This window comes from Glaciihabitans sp. UYNi722 (assembly GCF_040549465.1).
Lineage (GTDB): Bacteria > Actinomycetota > Actinomycetes > Actinomycetales > Microbacteriaceae > Lacisediminihabitans.
On sequence record NZ_JBEPTL010000029.1, the window covers coordinates 1 to 20,772 of the forward strand.

Below are 20,772 nucleotides of genomic sequence, written 5' to 3' on the forward strand. Positions count from 1 at the left end.
CTGCCCGGGTCGATCTTCTTCGGACGGATCACAGACGGCGCATCACCCCAGGACGGCGTCATCACCGCACTGCTCGTCACCGTCACCACCTACCTCCTGACAGCAGTCGCCGGACTCGCGCTGCCAAAACCACGGCCCTCGTTGGCGCCGGACAACGGTATGAGGTCTCTCGCGACCCTCTCGCAGCCATGAAGTGTGAGAAGAAGTAAGTGCGATCTTCACCGGACGGCTTGTTTTGCGTACTGCTCGAGTCTGTCTGCGAGTTCCTTCGGTCGGCTGAGCGCGACACAGTGGCTGCCGGCGATCTCGTCGGGCACGATGCCCAGGCGTTCGCGAGCCAGTCGTCGGAGGAAGTCAGGCGGGAAGAAGCGGTCGTCGCTGCACAGCAGAAACCTCGTCGGTACGTCGGGCCACGATTCCAACGGCCACGGAGTGACACCCGCCGCAATCGACGGATGTGCACGCTCTTTGCTCATCGCCTCCTCGGCTAGTTCCCGCGGAACGTCATGGTAGAAGCTCACGAACGGATCCGGATTGCCGGTCAGGCCGCCGTCTCGAGCGGCCTGCTCGGCCACCGCTCTGCCGTAGCCGGTGTTGGCCCACCAGTCGTCGGGGGACTCCCTTGGTGCCGGGATCATCCCGGCCAGCAGGATCAGCATGTCGACCGGGAGGCGATCGGCCACCAGCGGTGCGGTGAATGCGCCGAAGGAATGCCCGACGACGACCAGATCGCGCCTGGGGCCGACCGCTTCCACCACGGCGTCGGCGTAGTCGTCGAGGGTCTTTAGGTCGTCATCCGCCGGCAGGTCGGGCGCGACGACGTCGTGTCCGCGCGCAAGCAGTTCGGCTTCCACCCGGTGGAAGTGCCACCCGACATCTCCGCCGCCGTGGATCAAGACGAAGGTGCTCACTGGGCGACCTCAGCTGTGATGATCCAGGAGCTGGAGTTGAACCACACCCCGTTGTCGGTCATATGCGCGGCAAGCAACTGGCGTAGACGGGTGACCATGCTCTGCGCGCCTGGCGGATCGAGCCGCCTCAGAGTCTGGCTCGTGCAGGTGAAGCCTCCAATCCATTCAAGGGCGGTGCCGATATCTGCACCGTAGTAGACCGGTTCGGAGACCTCAGCGAAGGTGATGTTGGCGAATCCTGCCGCTTCCAGGAGCTCGGTCACGGTCGATGGGTCGGCGAGTGAAAAGGGGTCTAGTCCGCCGGCGTCTGGGGCCACAGGCTCTCCGGGCGTGTGGAGCGTTCGGTTGAGTTCAACGATCCATTCGTTTCGCTCGCGGGTTTGCCAGACCGCCATAACGAGCCGGCCGGCCGGGCGCAGTGCTGTTCGGATGTTGACGAACGCTGCGGCGGGGTCGTCGAAGAACATCGTGCCGAACCTGCTGATCGCCACGTCAAAATGGCCCGGCGGGAAGAGGTGGGTCTGCGCGTCGGCGTGCTCGAACGCGATATTGCGCAGCTTCGCTGCCGTGGCGAGTTGGCGTGCACGTGCAATCGATGCCGCGGAGACATCGATCCCGACCGCGCTGCCCTCCCGAGCGGTCTCAGCGGCTTGCCGAGTCGTCTGTCCCGTGCCACAACCGATGTCGAGGATGTGGTCGCCGGGCCGGATGCTGGCCGCCTGACGCAACGCGTCGTTGTGACGCCGCAATTCGGCGTCGAAATCTGTTCGATTCTCTGGGATCATCGGAATTCTGCCTCCTTCATATGGCCCGATTATTGTGCACCGAGCGCACCTCTTTCGCGGTCGCAGGCCGCTTTGCTCAGCGGGTGGGTACTCGCCGATACCCATCAACGATCAAGGCACGAACGGTAGCGGCAACAGCAAGAAGACTGATCGCTCCCAGTGCAATAAGGATGATCACACGATCACCTCCCCCAACTTTCGTTCACGTCGCAGGGGCCGTCACGGAGTACACCGCGCACGGTATCGATCGGTGAACCGGGCGCGACTTCCGGCAGCCACCAGGTCGCTCCCGCCTCCGCATAGGGCTGGGGGTCAACGCCGGGTGGCAGGCTGATCGCGATGTCGTACGAGGCCATCTGGCCGCCGCGAAGTTCGGTGAGGATGGCGACCGCCTCGGCGAGCTGGTCCGGGTGCTCGAGATTGACCGGGAAGAATCCGTCGAGCCTGGCGGCCCGGCGGATCGGTTTCACGTTGCCGGGGAATCCGGCCGCCCAGACCGGCACTCCGGGGCGTTGCACGGGTCGTGGCAGGAACGTGACGTCGTCGACGATGTAGTGCTCGCCGCGGTGGCGCACCGGTTCTCCGGACCATGCGGCGGTGAGGATTTCCAACGATTCGTCGAGCATCTGTGCGCGTGTGCGGTCGTCGAGCTGTTCACCGGTCTTGGACAGCTCGCCGCCAAACCGGTCGCTGCCCAGGCCGACGCCGAGGGTGAGTCGGCCGTCGCTGAGTCGGTCCAGCGTCGCGGTTTCTCGGGCGACTTTGGCCGGTCGGCGACGGGCAAGTGTGGTCACCATCGGGCCTATTCGCAGCCGCTCGGTCGCGGTCGCGACCGCCGCCAGCGCGATCCACGGGTCGGCAGCCTGCCGGATCGGCGCCCGCCAGAATCGGTGATCCCACACGAAGAGGCCATCCCATCCGGCTTCCTCCGCTTCGGCGGCGAGGCGCGCGAGCACCTTTGGGTCGGCGAGCTCGTCGAAGAGCGGCAGCCACAGAGCCGACCGCAGCCCGGCCATCAGCGGCCTGCTTCGGAGACGGCGAGAATCTCTTCGATCGTGATGTCCCAGAGCTCCCGCGGCGGCATCCCATGGCCCATGCCGGTGAGTGGGACGAGCCGCGCTCCGCGGATCTCTCGTGCCAGCGCCTGGCCGTGGACGTATGGGAGCAGCGGGTCATCGGTGCCGTGGAGCACGAGCGTCGGCACCCTGATCTCGCCCAGGCGGTCGCGGGCCGGCGTGCCACCGCCGAGCAGCCAGTGATTCTGCGCCACCGCCATTGCCGGGCTGCGGTCCCAGGCGCGGCCGACGACATCGCGCACCCACTCCTCGTCGACCGGGATAGTGCCCCCGAAATCGCGCTCACCCTCGGTGTAGTAAGTGATGACCGACTCGCGATCCGACCAGTCGGGAAGCTTCAGACGATCGGCGAGCTTCTGGCTCGCCTCTCCACTCATCGGCTGGCAGCTCGGGGTGGCCCGGGCCGGCGGGTCCGTCGGGGCTAGCGGCGATGAGCGTCAGGGAGGCGACCCGAGCGGGTCGGAACACGGTCAGCCGCTGGGCGGTGTCACCGCCCATAGAGTGCGCAACGACGTGAGCAGCGGCGATACCGAGCTCGTCGAGCAGGCCAAGAAGATCGGCGAGGAGCGCATCGCTGCCATACGGTGGCCGTCCCAGAGGAAACGTCGTGGAGCGGCCGGTATCACGGGTGTCGTAGCGGATGACGTGCCTGCCGCCGGCGGCGAGACGCTCGCAAAACTCGTCGGCCCACCATTCCATCGACGCCTCAGCTCCACCAATAAGCACCAGCGTGGGTGCCGCCGGATCGCCGAAGCTCTGGATGCAGAGCTCGATGCCGTTCGTAGGGACGAGTTGTGCTTCGTGTGCTCGAGAGGAGGTCATGTCACCACGCTAAATGTGCGACCCCCATCATGAAAAGCGATAATTTTCGATCAAGTCAATCGCCACCAGCGATCACATTTGCTAACGTGGCTGCCATGACTGACGTCGAGCTCCGCCACTTGGCAGCGATGAACGCCATCGCCGAGGAGGGATCGTTCGGTCGTGCGGCCGCCCGTCTCGGGTACACCCAGTCGACGGTGAGCCAACAGATCGCCGCGCTGGAGAAAGCCGTCGGCGGTCCCGTGTTCGACCGCCCGGGCGGCCCCAAGCCGGTACGGATCACCCCACTGGGCTCCGTAGTCCTCGACCAGGGCCGCGAACTACTGGCCAAAGGGCAGGCATTGTCCGACGCCGTGGACAGGTTCCAGGCTGGAGACGGTCGGATCGACATCGGCACGTTTCAGAGCGTGTCCAACGTGATTCTGCCGTCGGTCGTAAGCCGGCTGCGTGATGAGTTCCCCAACTGCGACATCAGGCTGTCCGAGGAGGAACCGGACCAACCCCAGATCGGCGATCTCGACCTGCTGTTCTACGACGGCCCCATCGACGGCGACGTCGAACACGTCAAACTGTTCGACGACCCGTACCTGCTGGTGGCAGCGGCAGGAACCTTCCCCGAAGGCGCGGTCTCGCTTGAACAGCTCGATAATCAACCGATGGTCGCCTGGCCGCTCACCTGCGACCAGCCCGGCATGGAGCAGGCGCTCGCCCGCGGCGGCGCCCGCCCGCGCGTCGTATTCCGCACCGCCGTCAACGACACCCTGCTGTCAATGGTGCGAGCAGGCCTCGGATCGGCAGCGCTACCCCGGCTCGCCATCCGCGGCGCCGACGTCGCATCCGACAGTCGGCTCCGCATCCACGAGCTACGGCCACCCGTGCCACCACGGACGATCTACCTGCACTGGCGAGCCGGACGCACCCACTCCCCGCTCGCCCGCCGGGCAATCGAGATCGCCATCGAAGTCGCAACCGAACTCGCGCTTCCGCCCGCCAACGCGTGATACCCGTCTCCCTTAACCGACCATCTGTTCGAGGCGAACAGCGCTTTGCGGGACGCCATACTCTGCGACGGGTGTCCCGATTGCTAGCCACCATGCCAGCAGAGAACCGATCGCACCGTGAGATGACTATGTGGTCTGACCAAACCACCCGCAATCAGCTGATGGGACCGAGTTGCGGAGTCGAGTTCTGACATCTGTGCAGCCGACTTCGGAGAATGACAGCGGGAACACAAGCACAACCATCATCGCTGATGCCCGTATGCCCGCAATCAGCGGACGCTTCCCCGCCGTTACTGGGACCGGGCATCTTGGCTACCCGAGCTAGGGCGTGTCTGATAATTGGCGGGTCCAGGTGATGACGGCGTTGAGGCTGATGGCGGCGCGGTAGGTGATCGCGTGTTTGTCGTAGCGGGTTGCGAGGCCTCGCCATTGTTTCAGATCGCAGAACCGGCGCACGACGACGTTGCGGCCTCGGTAGCTGTCGGTGTCGAGGCTGACGGGTCGGCCGCCGCGTGATCCGCGCCGTTTGCGGTGGCCCTTCTGGTCATCGGGTTCGGGAATCACCGCGACGATCCCGCGGGCCCGTAGGTGCGCACGGATCGCTCTGGATGAGTACGCCTTATCGGCGCGAACCGCGTCGGGTGGGGTGCGGGGTCTGCCACCATTCCGGCCAACGCGCAGTTCCCCCATCACGGGCACGAACATCGGCGAATCGCCCGCCTGGCCGGGAGTGAGCAGACTCACCAGCGGAAGCCCGTTGCCATCGACGAACTGATGGACTTTCGTCGAGAGGCCTCCCCTGGAGCGGCCGACCGCGTGATCAGGCGGCTCGACGTGAAGATTCGTGTAATTCGATGAAGCCCCCGGTGAGCCGTGTGGTGTTGGTCGCGTGCTGATGCGCACGAGCGATCGTCGAGTCCACCGACAACGACCAAGCGATCAACCCCGCCTCGTCCGCGGCAGCGATCAACTTCGCGAGCACCGTGTCCCCCGTCCCGTCAGCAGCCATCCGGTAATGCCAGGTCCACACCATCTGCCACGGCCCGAACACCTCCGGCACATCACGCCACGCGATCCCGCACCGATACCGGTACACGATCCCCTCGACCATCAGCCTGGCATCCGCGAACGGCCTGCCCTTCACGACCCGTCGAACGCGGCAGCATCCCCTCGATCAACGACCACTGAGCATCCGAGAGCACCTGAAAACGCGACACCCCACCAGCATCCCAACACCACACCCAACCATTTGTCAGGCACACCCTAGTTGCGCTCGTCTGGAGGTGGCCTGAAGTCACGACAGGCGTCATCAGCAGCGTCGGCGCCGCCTTCCTGCTCGCATTCGTGTTGTTCGCTTTCGAGCGCCGGTTCACACGAAACGTCGCCGAACGGGTGAAGGATGCTGCCGAGGCCGTCGTGACTGCGCGAACTGAGGCATTTGGTAGCCGTCTCGATGACCTCGAAGAACGCCTCAACGCTCGACGAGCGGAGAGAGAGTCAACACAAGACGGAGCCGTTGCCGCCATCGCTGAAGACGTCTCCTTTGACACCATCTCAGCAGCACTCAGCGAAGCGGAGCGAGTGGGCGCAATCCGAAGCGGCAAGCTCACCGTACCCGGTAGCCGCCACGAACCGTGGCTCGCGGTGGAGTTCCAGCTCGCGACATCAGTTATTTCCCGCGGCGACGACCTCGTGATCGATGACGGCACGGTTCCGAAGCTCACGGTCGAGGTGGAGTTCGCCAAGCGCGCGAGCGAAGCTTGGCGACCAATCATTAGCGCCGATTGGGCACCGGCCATGACGAGCGATGAGATCGGCAGCGAGCTCGACACTGATCTGCGACGCCGCGACCACTTGCCCGAAGCCAAGGCCTTCGACTTTCCGCTCGCGCTACGCAACCTCCAGAATGGTCTGCAACTCGCGCTCGAGAACCAGCGCCTCCCGGTCGACCAGGAAACCCTGCATGGGACGCTCTACGAGGTCGTCACCGAGGACTGGGTCATTACGAGTGCAGGTGTCGAGAACATTCGAACTGGGCTCCTCGTGTCACGCGAATCGCTCGGCTTCGATCAGTGGAGCCGAGAGCCCGCTAAACCAAAGCAGGTTGCTCCCCCGGAAAGCGTGGACGAATCGACTTGGAACTACGTCGTCTACCGCGCCGGGCAGCAGCCGGTACCCAACATCTTCGGGTGAAAGTGATAGACCCCGAAGTTGACCAATGCGAGCCAAATGGCAGGCGCTCTCAACCGCGGCAGATTCTCGGTACACAACGAGTGCACAAGACCTCCCGGAGGAGCGATCTTGAGGAGGTGCCTAAGTCGAGCCTGGTCAAAGCAAAAGTAGCTCTGACCAGCAATTCAAGTGCGGAGACGGAGGGATTTGAACCCTCGGAACCCTTACGGGTTCTCCACCTTAGCAGGGTGGTGCACTAGGCCGAACTATGCGACGTCTCCAGTAACCTCAGCAATTATAGCGGCACCGGGGCTGCCGATCGATTCGGCGACGGGACTCGTTTCGGTGCCTCATCCTTCCTCATGTCGTTGGCATGGGGCAGTCTGAAACCATTCGTTAGCACCGCTGGCGAACAGGACCAACGATGAGAGGTTTCACCATGAGTCGAATGCGCCTTGGCATCGCCTTCGTTCCGACATCACCACCCGAGGCGCTCAAAGACCTCGCGATGGCCGCGGAGTCGGCCGGACTTGACGACCTATGGGTCTGGGAGGACTGTTTCAAGGAGAGCGGTGTGGCCTCAGCTACCGCCGCGCTGGCGTGGACCGCACGCCTGCGGGTCGGTCTCGGCCTGATGCCGGCGCCGCTCAGAAACGTGGCCATGACCGCGATGGAGATCGCCACCGTCGACCGGTTGTTTCCCGGGCGCTTCGTTGCCGGTGTCGGTCACGGGGTGCAGGAATGGATGGCACAGACCGGATCGAAGGCCACATCGCCGATGACCCTCCTCACGGAGTATCTCGACGCGCTCCGCGCACTGCTCGGCGGGCAAACCGTGACCACCCATGGGGAATACGTCCACCTCGATGACGTGCGACTCACCTGGTCGCCAGATTCCTCCATCCCGCTGTTCGTCGGTGGTGCAGGTCCGCGAACCTTACGGTTGAGCGGCGAACTCGGCGACGGAAGCATGCTCACCGCTGCCCTGACGGACGGGGAGATCGAGGAGGCGTGCGGCCACATCCGCACCGGGGTCTCCAGGCGAAACGGTTCCCCTGCCGCTCACGAGATCGTGGCGACCGGAATCGTCGCCACCGGATCGGATGCCAGGGCTCGGGTCGACGCCGAGGCGGCGCTGTGGCGGTCCGACCTGAGCGAGCCGATCGGCTACACCGGGGATGCACAGCAGATCGCGGCATCCATCAACCGTCTCGCAGCCACGGGGATCACGACCTTCGTGGTGCAGCCGACCGCGGACGAGCCCGATATCACCGGCTTCGCCGAGTGGCTTGGCCGCAGCGTACTGCCGCTTCTCGATTAGGCGGTCGATGGCCGGCGCCGCTCCTCTGAGCGACGACAGAGGTACCTAGTTGTAGACCTTCGAGCAGGTGTAGTCGGCAGCGGTCTGGCCGAGCACGCCCGGCAGCACTTCCGCGTCTGTCGCCGGCGGAGCCGCAGAACCGGATGGCACCGGAGCGGCAGTAGCGGCCGGCGCGTTCGGGTCACCCACCGATCCACGCCCGGTGCCGGAGTTCAGCACGAACGCCTGATCGGCCTTCACCTTGGCGAAGAGTGCCGCCGCCGGACCGGTGAGCGGTGCGACCTTGCCCGTATAGACCCCGCCGACGCCGGTGGTGCTCGGATACTGCACGAAGGTGATGCGGTCGAGCGGGATGCCTTTGAGCACGAGCGCCATCGACACCATCGTGTTCATGTTCTTCAGGTTGTCGGAAAGCGTCATGTTCTTGGTGGCCGCGGTGGCGATGCCATAAAGCTTGGTGAAGTCGGTGAACGTTTTGTCACTCTTGACCGTGCGTACCAGTGAGGAGAGGAACACCTGCTGCGAGCTGATGCGGCCGAGGTCGCTGCCGTCACCGACACCGTGTCGACTGCGCAGGAAGGCGAGGGCGTCGAATCCGGAGAGAGAGTAGGTGCCGGCGGCCGGAAGGTTGATGCCGGAGTACTTGTCTTTCATCGGCCCGTTGATGCAGACCGGAACGCCGCCGACCGCAGTGGACATGTCGATGACGCCCTGGAAGGTGATGAGGGCGGCGAAGGGGATGTCGAGGCCGGTCAGCTTCTTCACGGTGAGTACCGTGCACGGCAGTCCGCCATAGGCGAGAGTGTTGTTGATCGGCTGGGCGGACATCGCGCCGTAGTTGCCCTTGCCGTCCTGCCGCGGGCACGCCGGAATCGGCACGACCATGTCGCGTGGAATGCTGATGGCGACTGCATTCGTCTGGTCCTGCGAGACATGGAGGATCATCGTGACGTCGTTGAGTGTCGCCCCATCCTTGCCCGCGTAGGCGCCCTGGTCCTTGCGGGTGTCGCTGCCGACCAGGAGGAAGTTGAAGCCACCGTCGTAGGAGCCGAGGTCCGGCGGCGGTCCCGCGGTCGGTGCGCCAGCGAGATGGACGGTCTTGATGTCGCCGGTGAACTGGCTGAGGGTGATGCCCGCGACGGATGCGGCGCTCACCGCCACAACGGCGACGGCGGCACCCACGAACTTGAGCACTGTCACAAAAGGATTCGAGGCACGCAGCCGTCCGTGCCGGGCGACGCCGTCGATGGCTTTCGACCTGGAGCGTGGGCGTAGCTCGCTCATGACAGATCCTTATCGTTCGGCCGGGGTGTGAAGTGGAACCCCTGGCGCACCGACGGGCTCCCGCAAGTGCGACCCTCATACTAAACGAACCTCGCTGCGCCGCCCGGTAGGTACCGACCGTGGTGGAACAACGTGGCGCTGCTGACCGACGACGGGACGGCCCGGCTATCAGGCGAGAGCAACCTTCAGCGGGGCACCCGTCGCGGCGATCACCTCGTCGACGGTCACGCCTGGTGCGACTTCGACGAGCACGAGTCCGTCACTCGTGACGTCGATCACGGCGAGTTCGGTGATGATCCGAGCGACGCAGCGCACACCGGTGAGCGGCAGACTGCATTCCTCAACGATCTTCGCACTGCCGTCCTTCGCTACGTGCTCCATCAGCACGATCACCCGGTCTGCGCCGTTGACCAGGTCCATCGCCCCGCCCATGCCCTTAATGAGCTTGCCCGGCACCGCCCAGTTGGCAATATCCCCCGCGACCGAGACCTGCATCGCACCGAGCACTGCGGTCGCGATGCGGCCCCCGCGGATCATTCCGAAACTGCTCGCCGAGTCGAAGTACGACGCACCGGGCAACACGGTCACCGTCTCCTTGCCCGCGTTGATGAGCTTCGGATCCGCCTCGCCCTCCCACGGGTAGGGTCCGACCCCGAGAACCCCGTTCTCCGAGTGCAGGATCACGGTCACGTCATCGGGGATGAAGTTCGGAATCAGTGTTGGCAGCCCGATGCCGAGGTTGACGTAGGTTCCATCGTGCAGTTCCCTGGCGGCACGAGCCGCCATCTCATCGCGCGTAAGTGCCATCAGTCGTTCCGTTTTCTGACCGTGATCTTCTCAATCGGCAGCTCGACCGCCTCGTCCGGCGTCATCTGCACGATGCGGTCGACGTAGATGCCGGGCAGGTGAACAGCATCCGGATCGATCTCGCCAGCCTCCACGATCTCGTCTACCTCCGCGATGGTGATCTTGCCCGACATGGCGGCGAGTGGATTGAAGTTTCGGGCTGACTTCTCGAACACCAGGTTGCCGTGGCGGTCGGCCTTCGCAGCCCTCACCAGGGCGAAATCCGCCCGGATGGCCTGTTCGAAGACATACTCCCGGTCTTCCCCGAGCGACGACAGCGTTCGTGTCTCCTTGGCCGGGGACATCATCGTCACACTGCCGTCAGCGGCGTAACGCCAGGGAAGGCCCCCATCGGACACCGCCGTTCCGACACCCGTCGCCGTGTAGAAACCGGGGATGCCGACACCCCCTGCCCGAAGGCGCTCGGCCAGGGTTCCCTGGGGTGTGAGTTCGACCTCGACTTCGCCGGAGAGGTATTGCCGGGCGAACTCCTTGTTCTCGCCGATGTAGGAGGCGATGATGCGGTCGATGCGACCAGCGGACAGCAACTCGCCGAGGCCCCAGCCGTCGACACCGCAGTTGTTGGAGACGACCTCGAGGTGATCGGCTCCCTGAGCGAGCAGCGCCCGGATCAGCACGATCGGCACGCCCACGAGGCCGAAGCCACCGACGGCGAGCGTCACACCGCTCTCGATGTCGGCGACGGCTTCGGCCGCTGACGGGTAAGCCTTATCCACGATGCTCCTTTCGCCGTGACTGGTGATGGACTATCTCTGGGCAGGATAGTGGAAGCGCTGCTCGATGGTGCCGATGCCTTCGATCTCGGTGACCACACGCTCGCCGTCTTTGAGGAAGCGCGGTGGGTCCATCGCAGCACCGACCCCGGGAGGCGTGCCGGTGAAGATCAGGTCGCCGGGGCGCAACTCGATCGTCTCTGAGAGTCTGGCGATCAGTTCGGGGATGCTGAAGATGAGTTGGTCCGTGCGGCCGTCCTGCACCACGGTCGCCTCGCTCCCGGCATGAACAATCGTCGTGACCCTGAGGTTCGCGGGATTGAGTTCCGCAGCGGTCACCAGCTCCGGACCGGTCGGGGCAAAAGCCTCGAACGATTTGCCCATGCTGAACTGCGCCGGGGAACCCTGCCACTGAACTGTGCGTTCGGACAGGTCCTGCCCGACGGTGTATCCGGCAATGTGTGCGGCCGCATCCGCCTCGGCGATATGCCGACCGCCCGTGCCGATGATGACGACGAGTTCTGCCTCCCAGTCGACGGTGTCGCCGGGCAGAGTGACGTCGACACCCGGCCCGGCCACCGATGATGCGAACTTGGTGAACACGACGGGCGCGGTCGGAATGTCGAGGTTGGCCTCGCGCGCGTGGTCGGCGTAGTTCAGCCCGATACCGATCACTTGCGACGGGCGAGGGGAGGGTGCCCGCAGCTGCGTGGTTTGGTAGGCGACAGAGGCGGGGTCGGTAGCGGCATCCTCCCCTTCCGCCCACGCCACTACGTCATCCCACAGCGCGAAGAGAGCTGCAGGGTCGGAGGGCAGTGTGCCGCCGGATGCTGTGGCCAGGTCGAGTGCCCGGCCGTCGGCGACCAGCGCGGCCCGTCCGTCAATATTGGCGATGCGCATGTGTACTCCTTCTATTGGGCGGCGGATGCCGATGGGCGAAAACCGCGAAGAGCGGCGTCGATGATCAGGTCGGGGTCGTCAGGCATGACTGATTCCTCGGCGACCCAGGCGAGGTGTTGGTCTGGGCGCACCAGGGCGAGCAACGGTACCTCTGCCGCCGAGAATCCGGCCGCAATCGCGTCGAGGTGCACCGCGGGAACTCCTCGGGTGGCGAGCGCCGCGAGAAGGGGCCTCGAGGAGTCGGCACTTCCGATCACCGTGAAATCGGGGCCGAGCTTGTCGAAGAGCGAAGAACCGTCGATCGAGCGCGCATGCGGCAGCCGGTTGCCGATCCGAGCCTGCGGCAGGTAGATCTCGCTGGATGGCGCTTGCGCTGCGGAGTCGGGTCCGTATCCGTACCCGAGTACGAGCCCCAGGCTGTGGAACTCGGAACGCTTGCCCTCTTGGATCACCTCGGCAGCCCTCGCGCGGGCTGCATCAGATTTGCGACCGGAGCCCATCAGCATCTCGTTGCATCACCGGCGGCTGGAGTGAGAAGCGACCAGAGACCACCGCCCGCATCACCGTCCCGGTGCATCATCGCCAAGGCGAGTTCGATCACCTCTGGATCACTAGCCAGGACGAGATCGACGAATACCGCGCGGGGTTCACCTCGGCGGCCTCGATGGATGCTGCCCTGCAGCTGGGCAGCGGACACTGCATCGACTTTCACCTGCCGAGCGAGGAATTCCAGGCGTCTCAGCTCGCCTTCGCGCAACAGTGCGCGACGGGCGCCAGCGCCTGACGGACGACCGTTCCTCGTCACCCCAGCGACAGGCAACCACGGCGGCCGCTCGTACCCAAACTGCTTCGCCGGGGTGTTCGAGTGCGGTCAGTCGTGAAGTCCGAGAGGCTCGACCTCGACAATCTCACCGGGTGAAAGCTAGAAAGCGAAAGTGCTATCTGATACGTTTCATTTCGCGATCAACGTGACCAGCCAACCAAAGAAATTCACGCCACACAGGGCTGGCTTGCAGCGAAACCTATAAACGGATTCAGGACTGGTGGTACAGCGGTGGAACTTGACGAGATAACTCGGGAGCAGTGGGATAGCGACGTTGTGAGGTCTGACGACCCGAGGAGAACGTCAGTGCAATCTATCGACCTACCGCATCCGTGGGTCGCCGGGGCAGCTCCCACCTCCCCCGATTGGTACACGACGATGTTCAGTTGGGACACGTATTTCTCCAATCTCGCCCTGCTGGTGCACGACCGGCGTGACCTCGTGCGGGGAAACATCGAAAACTACCTGGCGATGATCGACCGATTCGGATACATGCCGAACGGCAACGAGGTACCCCTTTCGACGCGATCACAGACTCCACTTTTCGTCGATAGCGTGCTGCGCTACATCGAGGCGACCGGTGATGATGAACTTCTCGCGCGGGCCTACCCCCTCCTCTGCGCCGAGTATCGCGGTTACTGGCTAGCCGAACATCACGCAACCCCGACCGGGCTGGTCACCAATCGCGACCTTGGCGACCCGACACTTGACCCTCGGCTCTCTGCAGAGGCTGAAACCGGCCTCGACTGGACTACGCAGTTCGATGGCGACGTCACCCACACGAATCCGGTGATGACCAACGCTGCCCTCGTGGTCTACGCCCGCACTCTCGCAAAAATGGCAGCGATGGTCGGCGTCGAGAGCGACGAGCTCGAGTGGAACTCAGAGGCCGACGAGCGTAGCGAGCTGGTGCGCCAGTACTGCTGGAGCGAAGTCCGCGGTCAGTTTCTCGACTACGACTTCGTGGAGCAGCGGCATGTCACGGTACTCGGAGCCACGTCGTACTGGGCGCTATGGGCGGGGATTGCGACATCCGAACAAGCGTCCCGAATGGCAGCCGGTCTCGGTGAACTCCTGCGCGACCATGGGATGCTCTGCACCGAAGACTCGCGTCCAGACCCTGCGCACTTCGCTCTCGCGTACGAAGACCTCCAGTGGACTTTTCCCGCCGGATGGCCGCCGCTTCACATCATCGCCTGCTGGGGACTCGATCGCTACGGCTATCGTGCCGAGGCGGACACTATCGCGGAACGCCTTCTGGCGACGATTCAGCGCAACTATGACGAAACGGGCGAGACCTACGAAAAATACAACGTGGTCGACGGAACCCTTGCCCAACCGAATAGCCGCTACGGAACCATCACCCTCCACGGCTGGACGAGTGCCGCCGTGGTACTGCTCGGACGCCGCCTCGCCGAGCGGGTAGGACTGGACGAACTGCTCGAGCAAGTGACGAAATAGGACACTGCGGAGGGCTAGGGATTCGAACCCTAGAGACATTTCTGCCCACCAGTTTTCAAGACTGGCTCCATCGGCCGCTCGGACAGCCCTCCATATGGAACAGGCACGATTCTACAGAGTTCGGGCGAGCCGATCGGTTCGGGCCATCAGAACGCGGCGAGGAGTTGCGCAACTCCGTCGTCGATATCCGACGCCGTCGACTCGTTCGATGCGGCAAGGACCTCGGCCGGTGCCTGGCCCATGGCCACGCCACGACCCTCAGCGGATGCCCACTCGAGCATGTCGATATCGTTGCGTCCGTCGCCGACAGCCATCACCCGCGAGCGCGGGATATCCTGCCACTCACGCACCCGCTCGAGGGCTGTCGCCTTGTTCACACCGTCGGGGGCGATGTCGAGCCAGGCGGTCCAACCGACGTTGTAGGTGACCTTGTGCAGCCCCATCTTCTCGACGATGGAGAGGAAGTCTTCGATCGCGTGTTCCGGTGAGATCACGACAACACGCGTGGCCTGGTGCGTGAGTAACTCTTCGAACGGCACGCGTTCGCTGCTCGCACCGAGGGTGGAGTCGGGGAAGTAGCCGGTGTAGCGGTAGAAGCCGGCCTCGTCTTCGACGGCGTAGCTGGCATCCGCGAGGCTGCCGCGGATGGTGGTGAGAACCTCGGATGGGTCGAAGGAATCGACGGCCGTGCGCGAGTAGCCGGTTGGGGCATCCGCATCCCGTTTAAGCGTGATCGCACCGTTCGAGCAGACGACGTAGAGCGGTGTGAGCTGGAAGCGGTCGAGCACCGGAAGAGTCATCGAGACAGAACGGCCGGTCGCCAGCATCACCTCGTGACCGAGGTCGCGCACGCGCTGCACCTGGGCGATGACCTCGTCGGAGACGGAGCCGTCCTCGCGCATGAGGGTGCCATCGATGTCGAGCGCGATGAGCCAGCGATCGGTCACGCGACAGGTTCCATGACTTCGAGGCCGCCGAGATAGGGGCGGAGGGCCGCCGGCACGACAACCGAGCCGTCGGCCTGCTGATGGGTTTCGAGGATGGCGACGATCCACCTGGTGGTGGCGAGGGTGCCGTTGAGGGTCGCGACCGGGGCGGTCTTGCCCGACTCGGTGCGATAGCGGATGTCGAGGCGCCGCGCCTGGTAGGTCGTGCAGTTGCTCGTACTGGTGAGTTCACGGTAGGTGCCCTGGGTGGGAACCCAGGCCTCGATATCGTACTTGCGCGCGGCACTCGATCCGAGGTCGCCGGCGGCAACATCGATTACGCGGTAGCTGAGCTCGCAGGCCTGCAACATCGACTCCTGGAGCGCAACGAGACGCGCGTGCTCCGCCTCGGCGTTCTCCGGCAGCACGTAGCTGAACATCTCCAGCTTGTTGAACTGGTGCACCCGCAGGATGCCGCGGGTGTCTTTGCCGCCGGAACCCGCCTCCCGGCGATAACAGGTCGACCACCCGGCATAGCGCATCGGGCCGTCGCTGAGGTCGAGGATCTCGTCAGCGTGGAATCCGGCGAGCGCCACTTCGCTGGTTCCGGTGAGGTAGAGGTCGTCGGCTGGCAGGTAGTAGACCTCGTCGGCGTGCTCACCGAGGTAGCCGGTTCCCGCCATGATCTCCGACTTCACCAGCGTTGGCGTGATGAGCGGCTCGAAGCCGTTGTCCAGCGACCTGTCGAGCGCCAGGTTCATCAGGGCGATCTCCAGGCGTGCGCCGATTCCGCGCAGAAAGTAGAAGCGGCTGCCGGAGACCTTGGCGCCCCTGGTCATGTCGATGGCGCGCAGCGATTCGCCGAGCTCCAGGTGATCACGCGGCTCGAAATCGAACGACGGCTTCTCGCCGAACTCGCGCAGGGTGACGAAGTTCTCTTCGCCACCGGACGGCACGCCGTCGATGATGGGGTTCGCGATGCTGCGGGCCGTCGTCGTGAACGCGATCTCGGCATCCGCGGCCACCTGGGCGAGTTCCTTCACGCTGGCGGCGAGCTGCTGTGCTTCGGCGAGAAGGGCGGCCTTGTCGTCGCCGGTGGCCTGCGCCACCTGCTTGCCGAGTACTTTCTGCGTCGCGCGGAGGCTCTCGGATTCGGAGATCGCACTGCGCCGACTGACATCCGCAGCGAGCGCCACGTCGACAAGCTTCGTGGAGTCGCCTCGAGCGAGCTGCGATGCCCTGATTACGTCGGGATTGTCACGGAGAAGCTGCGGATCAATCACGAGCCCAGTCTATTGAGCAATGCCGTACCGTTGTTCACGTGCCAGCCTCCCCCACACCCACCAAGCGGCGTGCCGCGGTCGTATACAACCCGATCAAGGTGGAGTTGGAGAAGCTCAAAAAGTCGGTGGCGGCGGCCGAGAAGTCTGCCGGTTGGGATGAGACCCTCTGGTACTCGACGACGGCGAAGGATGCCGGCCAGAATGTCACGAAATCCGCGATCGCCGACGGCGCCGCTGTCGTCATGGCGGCAGGCGGCGATGGAACCGTGCGCGCTGTGGGCGAAGCCCTGCGCGACACTGGCGTTTCGCTGGCGCTCGTTCCCTCCGGCACGGGCAACCTGCTGGCCCGCAACCTCAACCTCGTGCTGAACAGCATGGACGGCTCCGTGCGCACCGCTTTCACCGGGGCTGACCGGCGCATCGATCTCGGGATGGCCGAAATCACCCGTGACGACGACGAACGCGAGGAGCACGCCTTCCTGGTGATGGCCGGCCTCGGTCTCGATGCCAAGATGATTGCGCTGACGAACCCGAAGCTCAAAAAGGCTGTCGGATGGCTCGCCTACGTCGATGCGATCGGGCGCTCGCTGCCCGAACTCAAGCCGGTCAAGCTCCGCTACAGCGTTGACGGTTCGGCGGAGAAATCGGCGAGCGTGCACACGATCATCGTCGGCAACTGTGGAGCGCTGCCCGGCGGCCTGCTGCTGATGCCCGACGCCAAGCCGGATGACGGCATCCTCGACATCGCCGCACTCAGGCCCCGCGGACCGTTCGGCTGGGTCAAGGTCTGGAACAAGGTGGCGTGGGAGAACGGTGTGCTGCGAAAGAGCGCACTCGGCCGCTCCATCATCGACCTGACGGCCGATGTGAAGGACGTTCTGAACTTCACCGGCCGCGACCTGCACTTCACCGTGGAGGAGCCACAGGAGTTCCAGCTCGACGGCGACGAGTTCGGCATGGCGAAGTCGGTGCACGCCTGGGTGGATCCCGGCGCGCTCACCGTAAAAGTTCCGGCCTAACCTTCTGGGTCGGTTTCAGCTAGCGGATGCCAGCGAAGGCCACGGAGGAACAGCAGGCCGGCACCTGCGCCCAAACCGACCCAGGCGAACTGGGGGGCCAGACCATAGACGACCTGGGTCAGATAAAAGCTCAGCGGGATGTCGCTGCCGTCTCCGGAATAGCTGTTCGGTGAGGTGGCTGCAATGTAGCAGGCCACTATCGTGCCGACAAGGATTAGCCCCGCAATAACGGCAACCAGCCGCTCGGCCCATCTCATGATCGACCGTTGTGCAAGCGTGCTGCCTTGACGAAGATCAGCCCGATCACGATGGCCAGTCCGATCGTCATGAGCGGCGGGCTGAACGCATAGGCGAATTGGGCCAGTACGCGGGAATTGCCCAACCCATCGGAGGCGGAGTACAGACCTCGAAGTGACACGAGATACAACCCCGCACCGCCGATGACGAAGACGGCGGCTATCGCCCAGAGAGCGGCGAAGTAGGGATTGACACGTCGCGAGAACGGTTCGACAGGACTATCCCTCGGTTCCGGTGCAGCTACCGGCTGTTGCTGCACGACCGCGGGCGGCGGGGGCCCGACGACCTCTATCCGTGGGGGCGCCGGGGGTGGGGTGAATCCGCGCTGAAAAGCCGGGTCGTATCTCGGATCGATCTCATCGGCCACGGTGCTCCCCTCGTTCGCGAGCCATCGTCATCCAGACTATTCGAGCCCGCGTTCCAAGCGGTCGAGCCAGTCGCGCGCCTCGCTGAAGATCTCGTTTTCATAGCGGGCATCGAACCGCACAGGGTCGCGATCCGCACGCGGGTAGGAGCCGAGGAAGATGACCTTCGGGCTGAACCGGCGCACGCCGAGCAGGGCATCCGCGACCCGTTCGTCGAGAAGGTGCCCGTCGAGGTCGATGACGAAACGGTAGCGTCCGAGTGCGTCGCCGATGGGCCGCGATTCGAGCAGGCTCATGTTGACGCCGCGAGTGGCGAACTGCTCGAGCATCTCGAGGAGCGCGCCGGCACGGTCATCCGGAAGCTCCGCGATGATGCTGGTCTTGTCAGCGCCGGTGGCCGGTGGCGTCGGAACCGTGCGGCTCACGAGCACGAAGCGCGTGACGGCGTTCGGGTTGTCGCCGATGTTCTCGGCCAGCACCACCAGGTCGTGGTGGGCGGTGATGCCGGGCGGGGCTATGGCGGCATCCGCCCCACCGCTCGCTGAACCCGTGGCCTCGAAGAGAGATGCCGCGGCCGCCACGTTCGACGTCGCGGGGATGTGGCCGTGGCTTGGCAGGTTGGCGTCGAGCCAGAGATGGCACTGCGCGTAGGCGACCGGATGCGCGTTCAGCACCTTCACGTCGGCCAGCGTCGTTCCGGGCACTGCGACGAGCACGAAGTTGACCGGCACCAAATACTCGCCGATGATGCGCAGGCCTGGGATATTCGCGAGGGCGTCCTGGGTTGCAGACACGCCACCCTCCACCGAGTTCTCGATCGCGATCATGGCTGCAACGCTGTGCCCGTTGACCACGTCGTCGAGAGCCTCACCGACGTTGTTGACCGAGCGCCAGGTCTTGCCCATGGCCTGCGGCACCTGAGCGAGCGCCGCCTCGGTGAAGGTGCCGGCCGGGCCCAGGTAGCTGTAGGTCTCTGAGGCATCCGTTTCGGGCATGACTGGAAGCCTAGTTGGCGCCGATGTGATCCGCGCGCCGGGAGCGGTCACCTCACTCTGCAACATATTGTCCGCGGGTGACAGACTTGCACCATGAATGCTCGCGCTGGACAGCCTGCTCAGGAATCCGACCTCGTCGACGTGAAAGCGCTCATCAGGGCGTACTACGAGCTGGTGCCCGACGTCAGCATCGCCGAGCAGAAAGTCGTATTCGGTACCTCCGGGCACCGTGGCTCCTCACTGGACAGCGCGTTCAACGAGACCCACATCGCCGCCATCACGCAGGCGATCGTCGAGTATCGTGCCGGCCAGGGCATCACGGGTCCGCTCTTCATCGGTGGTGATACCCACGCGCTCAGCCATCCCGCGCAGACCACCGCCCTCGAGGTGCTCGGCGCGAACGGGGTGAAGGCACTCGTCGACGAGTTCGACGACTACGTGCCGACGCCGGCGCTCAGCCACGCGATCATCAAGTACAACGCCGCCCTCCCGCTCGCTGAACCTGAAGCCACACTCGCGGGCCGGGCCGACGGCATCGTCATCACCCCAAGCCACAACCCTCCGCGGGACGGCGGCTTCAAATACAATCCCCCGCACGGCGGTCCGGCCGACAGCGACGCCACCAACTGGATCGCGAACCGTGCGAACGAACTGATCGCCGGCGGCAACCGCGACGTGAAGCTGGCCGAACCCTCGGATGTCGGCACCTACGATTTCCGCGGCAACTACGTGGACGACCTCGAAAACATCATCGACATCGAGGCGATCAAGCGGGCCGGCGTGCACATCGGGGCCGACCCACTCGGTGGTGCGAGCGTGCACTACTGGTCGGCGATCGCCGAGCGTTACGGGCTCGACCTCACCGTCGTGAACCCCGAGGTCGACCCGCGCTGGGCATTCATGACGCTGGACTGGGATGGCAAAATCCGCATGGACCCATCATCATCATCCGTCATGGCCTCTGTGCTGAAGCATCGCGACGACTACGACGTCGTGACCGGCAACGATGCGGACGCCGACCGCCACGGCATCGTCACCCCCGACGGCGGTCTCATGAACCCCAACCACTATCTGGCCGTCGCCATCCAGTACCTCTATGAGCACCGCCCAGGGTGGAAAGCGGATGCCGCGGTCGGCAAGACCCTCGTCTCCAGCACCATGATCGACCGGGTGACAGAATCGCTCGGACGCCGCCTCTGGGAGGTACCCGTCGGTTTCAAGTGGTTCGTGCCAGGGCTTGTCGACGGATCTGTCGGTTTCGGTGGCGAGGAGTCGGCGGGCGCGAGCTTCCTGCGCAAGGACGGCACGGCCTGGACGACCGACAAGGACGGCATCCTGCTCGCCCTCCTCGCCAGTGAGATCATCGCGGTCACTGGCAAGTCGCCGAGCCAGCTCTACACCGAGCTCACGGAGAAGTACGGGTCACCCGTCTACGAGCGAGTGGATGCCGCGGCGAGCAAGGCGCAGAAGGCAGCACTCGGCAGGTTGAACGGCTCCGACATCACCGCGGACACCCTGGCCGGCGAGCCGATCATCGCGAAACTGAGTGAGGCGCCGGGCAACGGGGCAGCCGTCGGCGGAGTGAAAGTCGTCACCGAGCACGCCTGGTTCGCCGCGCGTCCGAGCGGCACAGAAGACGTCTACAAGATCTACGCGGAATCCTTCCTCGGCGCCGAGTACCTCAAGCAGGTGCAGGCCGAAGCGAAGACCATCGTGGACGCCGCCCTCGGCGACTGACGTCGGCATCCGCA

Annotated in this window: 23 protein-coding genes, 2 tRNA genes and 1 pseudogene; 8 read left to right on the forward strand and 18 right to left on the reverse strand. The window is 64.7% G+C overall.

The window, feature by feature from the left end; all coding sequences use genetic code 11:
• Positions 1–192 (forward strand): hypothetical protein (locus ABIB56_RS16335; RefSeq protein ID WP_354570284.1); only part of this gene is annotated, 192 nt, incomplete at its 5' end.
• 26 nt (positions 193–218) lie between these two features.
• On the opposite strand, the gene ABIB56_RS16340 is transcribed toward ABIB56_RS16335, so the two are convergent.
• The 5 genes from ABIB56_RS16340 to ABIB56_RS16360 form a co-directional block, all read right to left on the reverse strand.
• Complete coding sequence (locus ABIB56_RS16340) at positions 219–911, reverse strand: alpha/beta fold hydrolase (RefSeq protein WP_354570285.1); 693 nt, start codon at positions 909–911, stop codon at positions 219–221.
• A complete protein-coding gene (locus tag ABIB56_RS16345; protein ID WP_354570286.1) occupies positions 908–1,696 on the reverse strand; it encodes a class I SAM-dependent methyltransferase in 789 nt (262 codons plus the stop codon). The genes ABIB56_RS16340 and ABIB56_RS16345 overlap by 4 nt, the downstream gene beginning before the upstream one ends.
• Before the next feature lie 182 nt (positions 1,697–1,878).
• On the reverse strand, positions 1,879–2,712 hold the full coding sequence (locus ABIB56_RS16350; protein WP_354570287.1) for an LLM class flavin-dependent oxidoreductase: 834 nt from the start codon (positions 2,710–2,712) through the stop codon (positions 1,879–1,881).
• The gene (locus ABIB56_RS16355) at positions 2,712–3,149 is read right to left on the reverse strand and encodes an alpha/beta fold hydrolase (protein WP_354570288.1); all 438 of its coding nucleotides are present in this window, start codon (positions 3,147–3,149) and stop codon (positions 2,712–2,714) included. The genes ABIB56_RS16350 and ABIB56_RS16355 overlap by 1 nt, the downstream gene beginning before the upstream one ends.
• Positions 3,055–3,594: an alpha/beta fold hydrolase gene (locus tag ABIB56_RS16360; protein WP_354570289.1), complete on the reverse strand. Its 540-nt coding sequence runs from the start codon at positions 3,592–3,594 to the stop codon at positions 3,055–3,057. Before ABIB56_RS16360 ends, ABIB56_RS16355 begins: the two co-directional genes overlap by 95 nt.
• A 95-nt stretch (positions 3,595–3,689) precedes the next feature.
• Between ABIB56_RS16360 and ABIB56_RS16365 the strand changes: the two genes are divergently transcribed.
• Positions 3,690–4,595, forward strand: a complete 906-nt coding sequence (locus ABIB56_RS16365; protein ID WP_354570290.1) for a LysR family transcriptional regulator — start codon at positions 3,690–3,692, stop codon at positions 4,593–4,595.
• 321 nt (positions 4,596–4,916) lie between these two features.
• Here ABIB56_RS16365 and ABIB56_RS16370 read toward each other — a convergent pair.
• Positions 4,917–5,812 (reverse strand): annotated as a pseudogene (locus tag ABIB56_RS16370) (IS5 family transposase).
• A 127-nt stretch (positions 5,813–5,939) separates the two neighbouring features.
• On the opposite strand from ABIB56_RS16370, the gene ABIB56_RS16375 reads away from it, so the two are divergent.
• A complete protein-coding gene (locus ABIB56_RS16375) occupies positions 5,940–6,788 on the forward strand; it encodes a hypothetical protein (RefSeq protein WP_354570291.1) in 849 nt (282 codons plus the stop codon).
• Positions 6,789–6,959: 171 nt separating this feature from the next.
• Here ABIB56_RS16375 and ABIB56_RS16380 read toward each other — a convergent pair.
• A tRNA-Ser gene (locus ABIB56_RS16380) sits at positions 6,960–7,048 on the reverse strand.
• Between the two features lie 158 nt (positions 7,049–7,206).
• On the opposite strand from ABIB56_RS16380, the gene ABIB56_RS16385 reads away from it, so the two are divergent.
• Positions 7,207–8,088: an LLM class flavin-dependent oxidoreductase gene (locus ABIB56_RS16385; protein ID WP_354570292.1), complete on the forward strand. Its 882-nt coding sequence runs from the start codon at positions 7,207–7,209 to the stop codon at positions 8,086–8,088.
• 45 nt (positions 8,089–8,133) lie between these two features.
• Here the strand turns inward: ABIB56_RS16385 and ABIB56_RS16390 are convergent, their stop codons facing one another.
• The 5 genes from ABIB56_RS16390 to ABIB56_RS16410 form a co-directional block, all read right to left on the reverse strand.
• Positions 8,134–9,372 (reverse strand): LCP family protein, encoded by a 1,239-nt coding sequence (locus ABIB56_RS16390; RefSeq protein ID WP_354570293.1) that lies wholly within the window; start codon positions 9,370–9,372, stop codon positions 8,134–8,136.
• Positions 9,373–9,540: 168 nt separating this feature from the next.
• Positions 9,541–10,179, reverse strand: a complete 639-nt coding sequence (locus tag ABIB56_RS16395; protein WP_354570294.1) for a CoA transferase subunit B — start codon at positions 10,177–10,179, stop codon at positions 9,541–9,543.
• A complete protein-coding gene (locus ABIB56_RS16400) occupies positions 10,179–10,955 on the reverse strand; it encodes a CoA transferase subunit A (protein ID WP_354570295.1) in 777 nt (258 codons plus the stop codon). Before ABIB56_RS16400 ends, ABIB56_RS16395 begins: the two co-directional genes overlap by 1 nt.
• A 30-nt stretch (positions 10,956–10,985) precedes the next feature.
• Positions 10,986–11,852 (reverse strand): fumarylacetoacetate hydrolase family protein, encoded by an 867-nt coding sequence (locus tag ABIB56_RS16405; protein WP_354570296.1) that lies wholly within the window; start codon positions 11,850–11,852, stop codon positions 10,986–10,988.
• An 11-nt stretch (positions 11,853–11,863) separates the two neighbouring features.
• Positions 11,864–12,352 carry an FAD-dependent monooxygenase gene (locus ABIB56_RS16410; RefSeq protein ID WP_354570297.1) on the reverse strand — a complete coding sequence of 163 codons (489 nt, stop codon included), beginning with the start codon at positions 12,350–12,352 and terminating at the stop codon, positions 11,864–11,866.
• A gap of 71 nt (positions 12,353–12,423) precedes the next feature.
• Between ABIB56_RS16410 and ABIB56_RS16415 the strand changes: the two genes are divergently transcribed.
• Positions 12,424–12,636: a hypothetical protein gene (locus ABIB56_RS16415; RefSeq protein WP_354570298.1), complete on the forward strand. Its 213-nt coding sequence runs from the start codon at positions 12,424–12,426 to the stop codon at positions 12,634–12,636.
• 345 nt (positions 12,637–12,981) lie between these two features.
• Positions 12,982–14,136, forward strand: coding sequence for a trehalase family glycosidase (locus ABIB56_RS16420; protein WP_354570299.1), 1,155 nt, complete (start codon positions 12,982–12,984; stop codon positions 14,134–14,136).
• Positions 14,137–14,143: 7 nt separating this feature from the next.
• Here ABIB56_RS16420 and ABIB56_RS16425 read toward each other — a convergent pair.
• The 3 genes from ABIB56_RS16425 to serS all read right to left on the reverse strand — a co-directional run bounded on the left by ABIB56_RS16425 (position 14,144) and on the right by serS (position 16,345).
• Positions 14,144–14,228, reverse strand: a tRNA-Ser gene (locus ABIB56_RS16425).
• 54 nt (positions 14,229–14,282) lie between these two features.
• Positions 14,283–15,083 (reverse strand): HAD family hydrolase, encoded by an 801-nt coding sequence (locus ABIB56_RS16430; RefSeq protein WP_354570300.1) that lies wholly within the window; start codon positions 15,081–15,083, stop codon positions 14,283–14,285.
• Complete coding sequence (gene serS / locus ABIB56_RS16435; protein WP_354570301.1) at positions 15,080–16,345, reverse strand: serine--tRNA ligase; 1,266 nt, start codon at positions 16,343–16,345, stop codon at positions 15,080–15,082. The genes ABIB56_RS16430 and serS overlap by 4 nt, the downstream gene beginning before the upstream one ends.
• Positions 16,346–16,383: 38 nt before the next feature.
• On the opposite strand from serS, the gene ABIB56_RS16440 reads away from it, so the two are divergent.
• Positions 16,384–17,364, forward strand: a complete 981-nt coding sequence (locus ABIB56_RS16440) for a diacylglycerol/lipid kinase family protein (RefSeq protein WP_354570302.1) — start codon at positions 16,384–16,386, stop codon at positions 17,362–17,364.
• On the opposite strand, the gene ABIB56_RS16445 is transcribed toward ABIB56_RS16440, so the two are convergent.
• The 3 genes from ABIB56_RS16445 to pheA are packed head-to-tail and all read right to left on the reverse strand — an operon-like array spanning position 17,361 to position 19,021.
• Positions 17,361–17,621: a hypothetical protein gene (locus ABIB56_RS16445; protein WP_354570303.1), complete on the reverse strand. Its 261-nt coding sequence runs from the start codon at positions 17,619–17,621 to the stop codon at positions 17,361–17,363. The two genes, ABIB56_RS16440 and ABIB56_RS16445, sit on opposite strands and share 4 nt — an antisense overlap.
• Positions 17,618–18,028 (reverse strand): hypothetical protein, encoded by a 411-nt coding sequence (locus ABIB56_RS16450; RefSeq protein WP_354570304.1) that lies wholly within the window; start codon positions 18,026–18,028, stop codon positions 17,618–17,620. The genes ABIB56_RS16445 and ABIB56_RS16450 overlap by 4 nt, the downstream gene beginning before the upstream one ends.
• A 36-nt stretch (positions 18,029–18,064) precedes the next feature.
• Positions 18,065–19,021, reverse strand: a complete 957-nt coding sequence (gene pheA / locus ABIB56_RS16455; protein WP_354570305.1) for a prephenate dehydratase — start codon at positions 19,019–19,021, stop codon at positions 18,065–18,067.
• Positions 19,022–19,114: 93 nt separating this feature from the next.
• Between pheA and pgm the strand changes: the two genes are divergently transcribed.
• Positions 19,115–20,758: a phosphoglucomutase (alpha-D-glucose-1,6-bisphosphate-dependent) gene (pgm, locus tag ABIB56_RS16460; protein WP_354570306.1), complete on the forward strand. Its 1,644-nt coding sequence runs from the start codon at positions 19,115–19,117 to the stop codon at positions 20,756–20,758.
• Positions 20,759–20,772 lie beyond the last annotated feature (14 nt).

Coding starts and splice junctions, on each gene's coding strand:
- ABIB56_RS16410 (WP_354570297.1), bottom strand. CDS start 12,352: ATGGGCTCCGGTCGCAAATCTGATGCAGCCCGCGCGAGGGCTGCCGAG.
- ABIB56_RS16395 (WP_354570294.1), bottom strand. CDS start 10,179: ATGGCACTTACGCGCGATGAGATGGCGGCTCGTGCCGCCAGGGAACTG.
- ABIB56_RS16345 (WP_354570286.1), bottom strand. CDS start 1,696: ATGATCCCAGAGAATCGAACAGATTTCGACGCCGAATTGCGGCGTCAC.
- ABIB56_RS16350 (WP_354570287.1), bottom strand. CDS start 2,712: ATGGCCGGGCTGCGGTCGGCTCTGTGGCTGCCGCTCTTCGACGAGCTC.
- ABIB56_RS16385 (WP_354570292.1), top strand. CDS start 7,207: ATGAGTCGAATGCGCCTTGGCATCGCCTTCGTTCCGACATCACCACCC.
- ABIB56_RS16405 (WP_354570296.1), bottom strand. CDS start 11,852: ATGCGCATCGCCAATATTGACGGACGGGCCGCGCTGGTCGCCGACGGC.
- ABIB56_RS16360 (WP_354570289.1), bottom strand. CDS start 3,594: ATGACCTCCTCTCGAGCACACGAAGCACAACTCGTCCCTACGAACGGC.
- ABIB56_RS16365 (WP_354570290.1), top strand. CDS start 3,690: ATGACTGACGTCGAGCTCCGCCACTTGGCAGCGATGAACGCCATCGCC.
- pheA (WP_354570305.1), bottom strand. CDS start 19,021: ATGCCCGAAACGGATGCCTCAGAGACCTACAGCTACCTGGGCCCGGCC.
- pgm (WP_354570306.1), top strand. CDS start 19,115: ATGAATGCTCGCGCTGGACAGCCTGCTCAGGAATCCGACCTCGTCGAC.
- ABIB56_RS16355 (WP_354570288.1), bottom strand. CDS start 3,149: ATGAGTGGAGAGGCGAGCCAGAAGCTCGCCGATCGTCTGAAGCTTCCC.
- ABIB56_RS16390 (WP_354570293.1), bottom strand. CDS start 9,372: ATGAGCGAGCTACGCCCACGCTCCAGGTCGAAAGCCATCGACGGCGTC.
- ABIB56_RS16445 (WP_354570303.1), bottom strand. CDS start 17,621: ATGAGATGGGCCGAGCGGCTGGTTGCCGTTATTGCGGGGCTAATCCTT.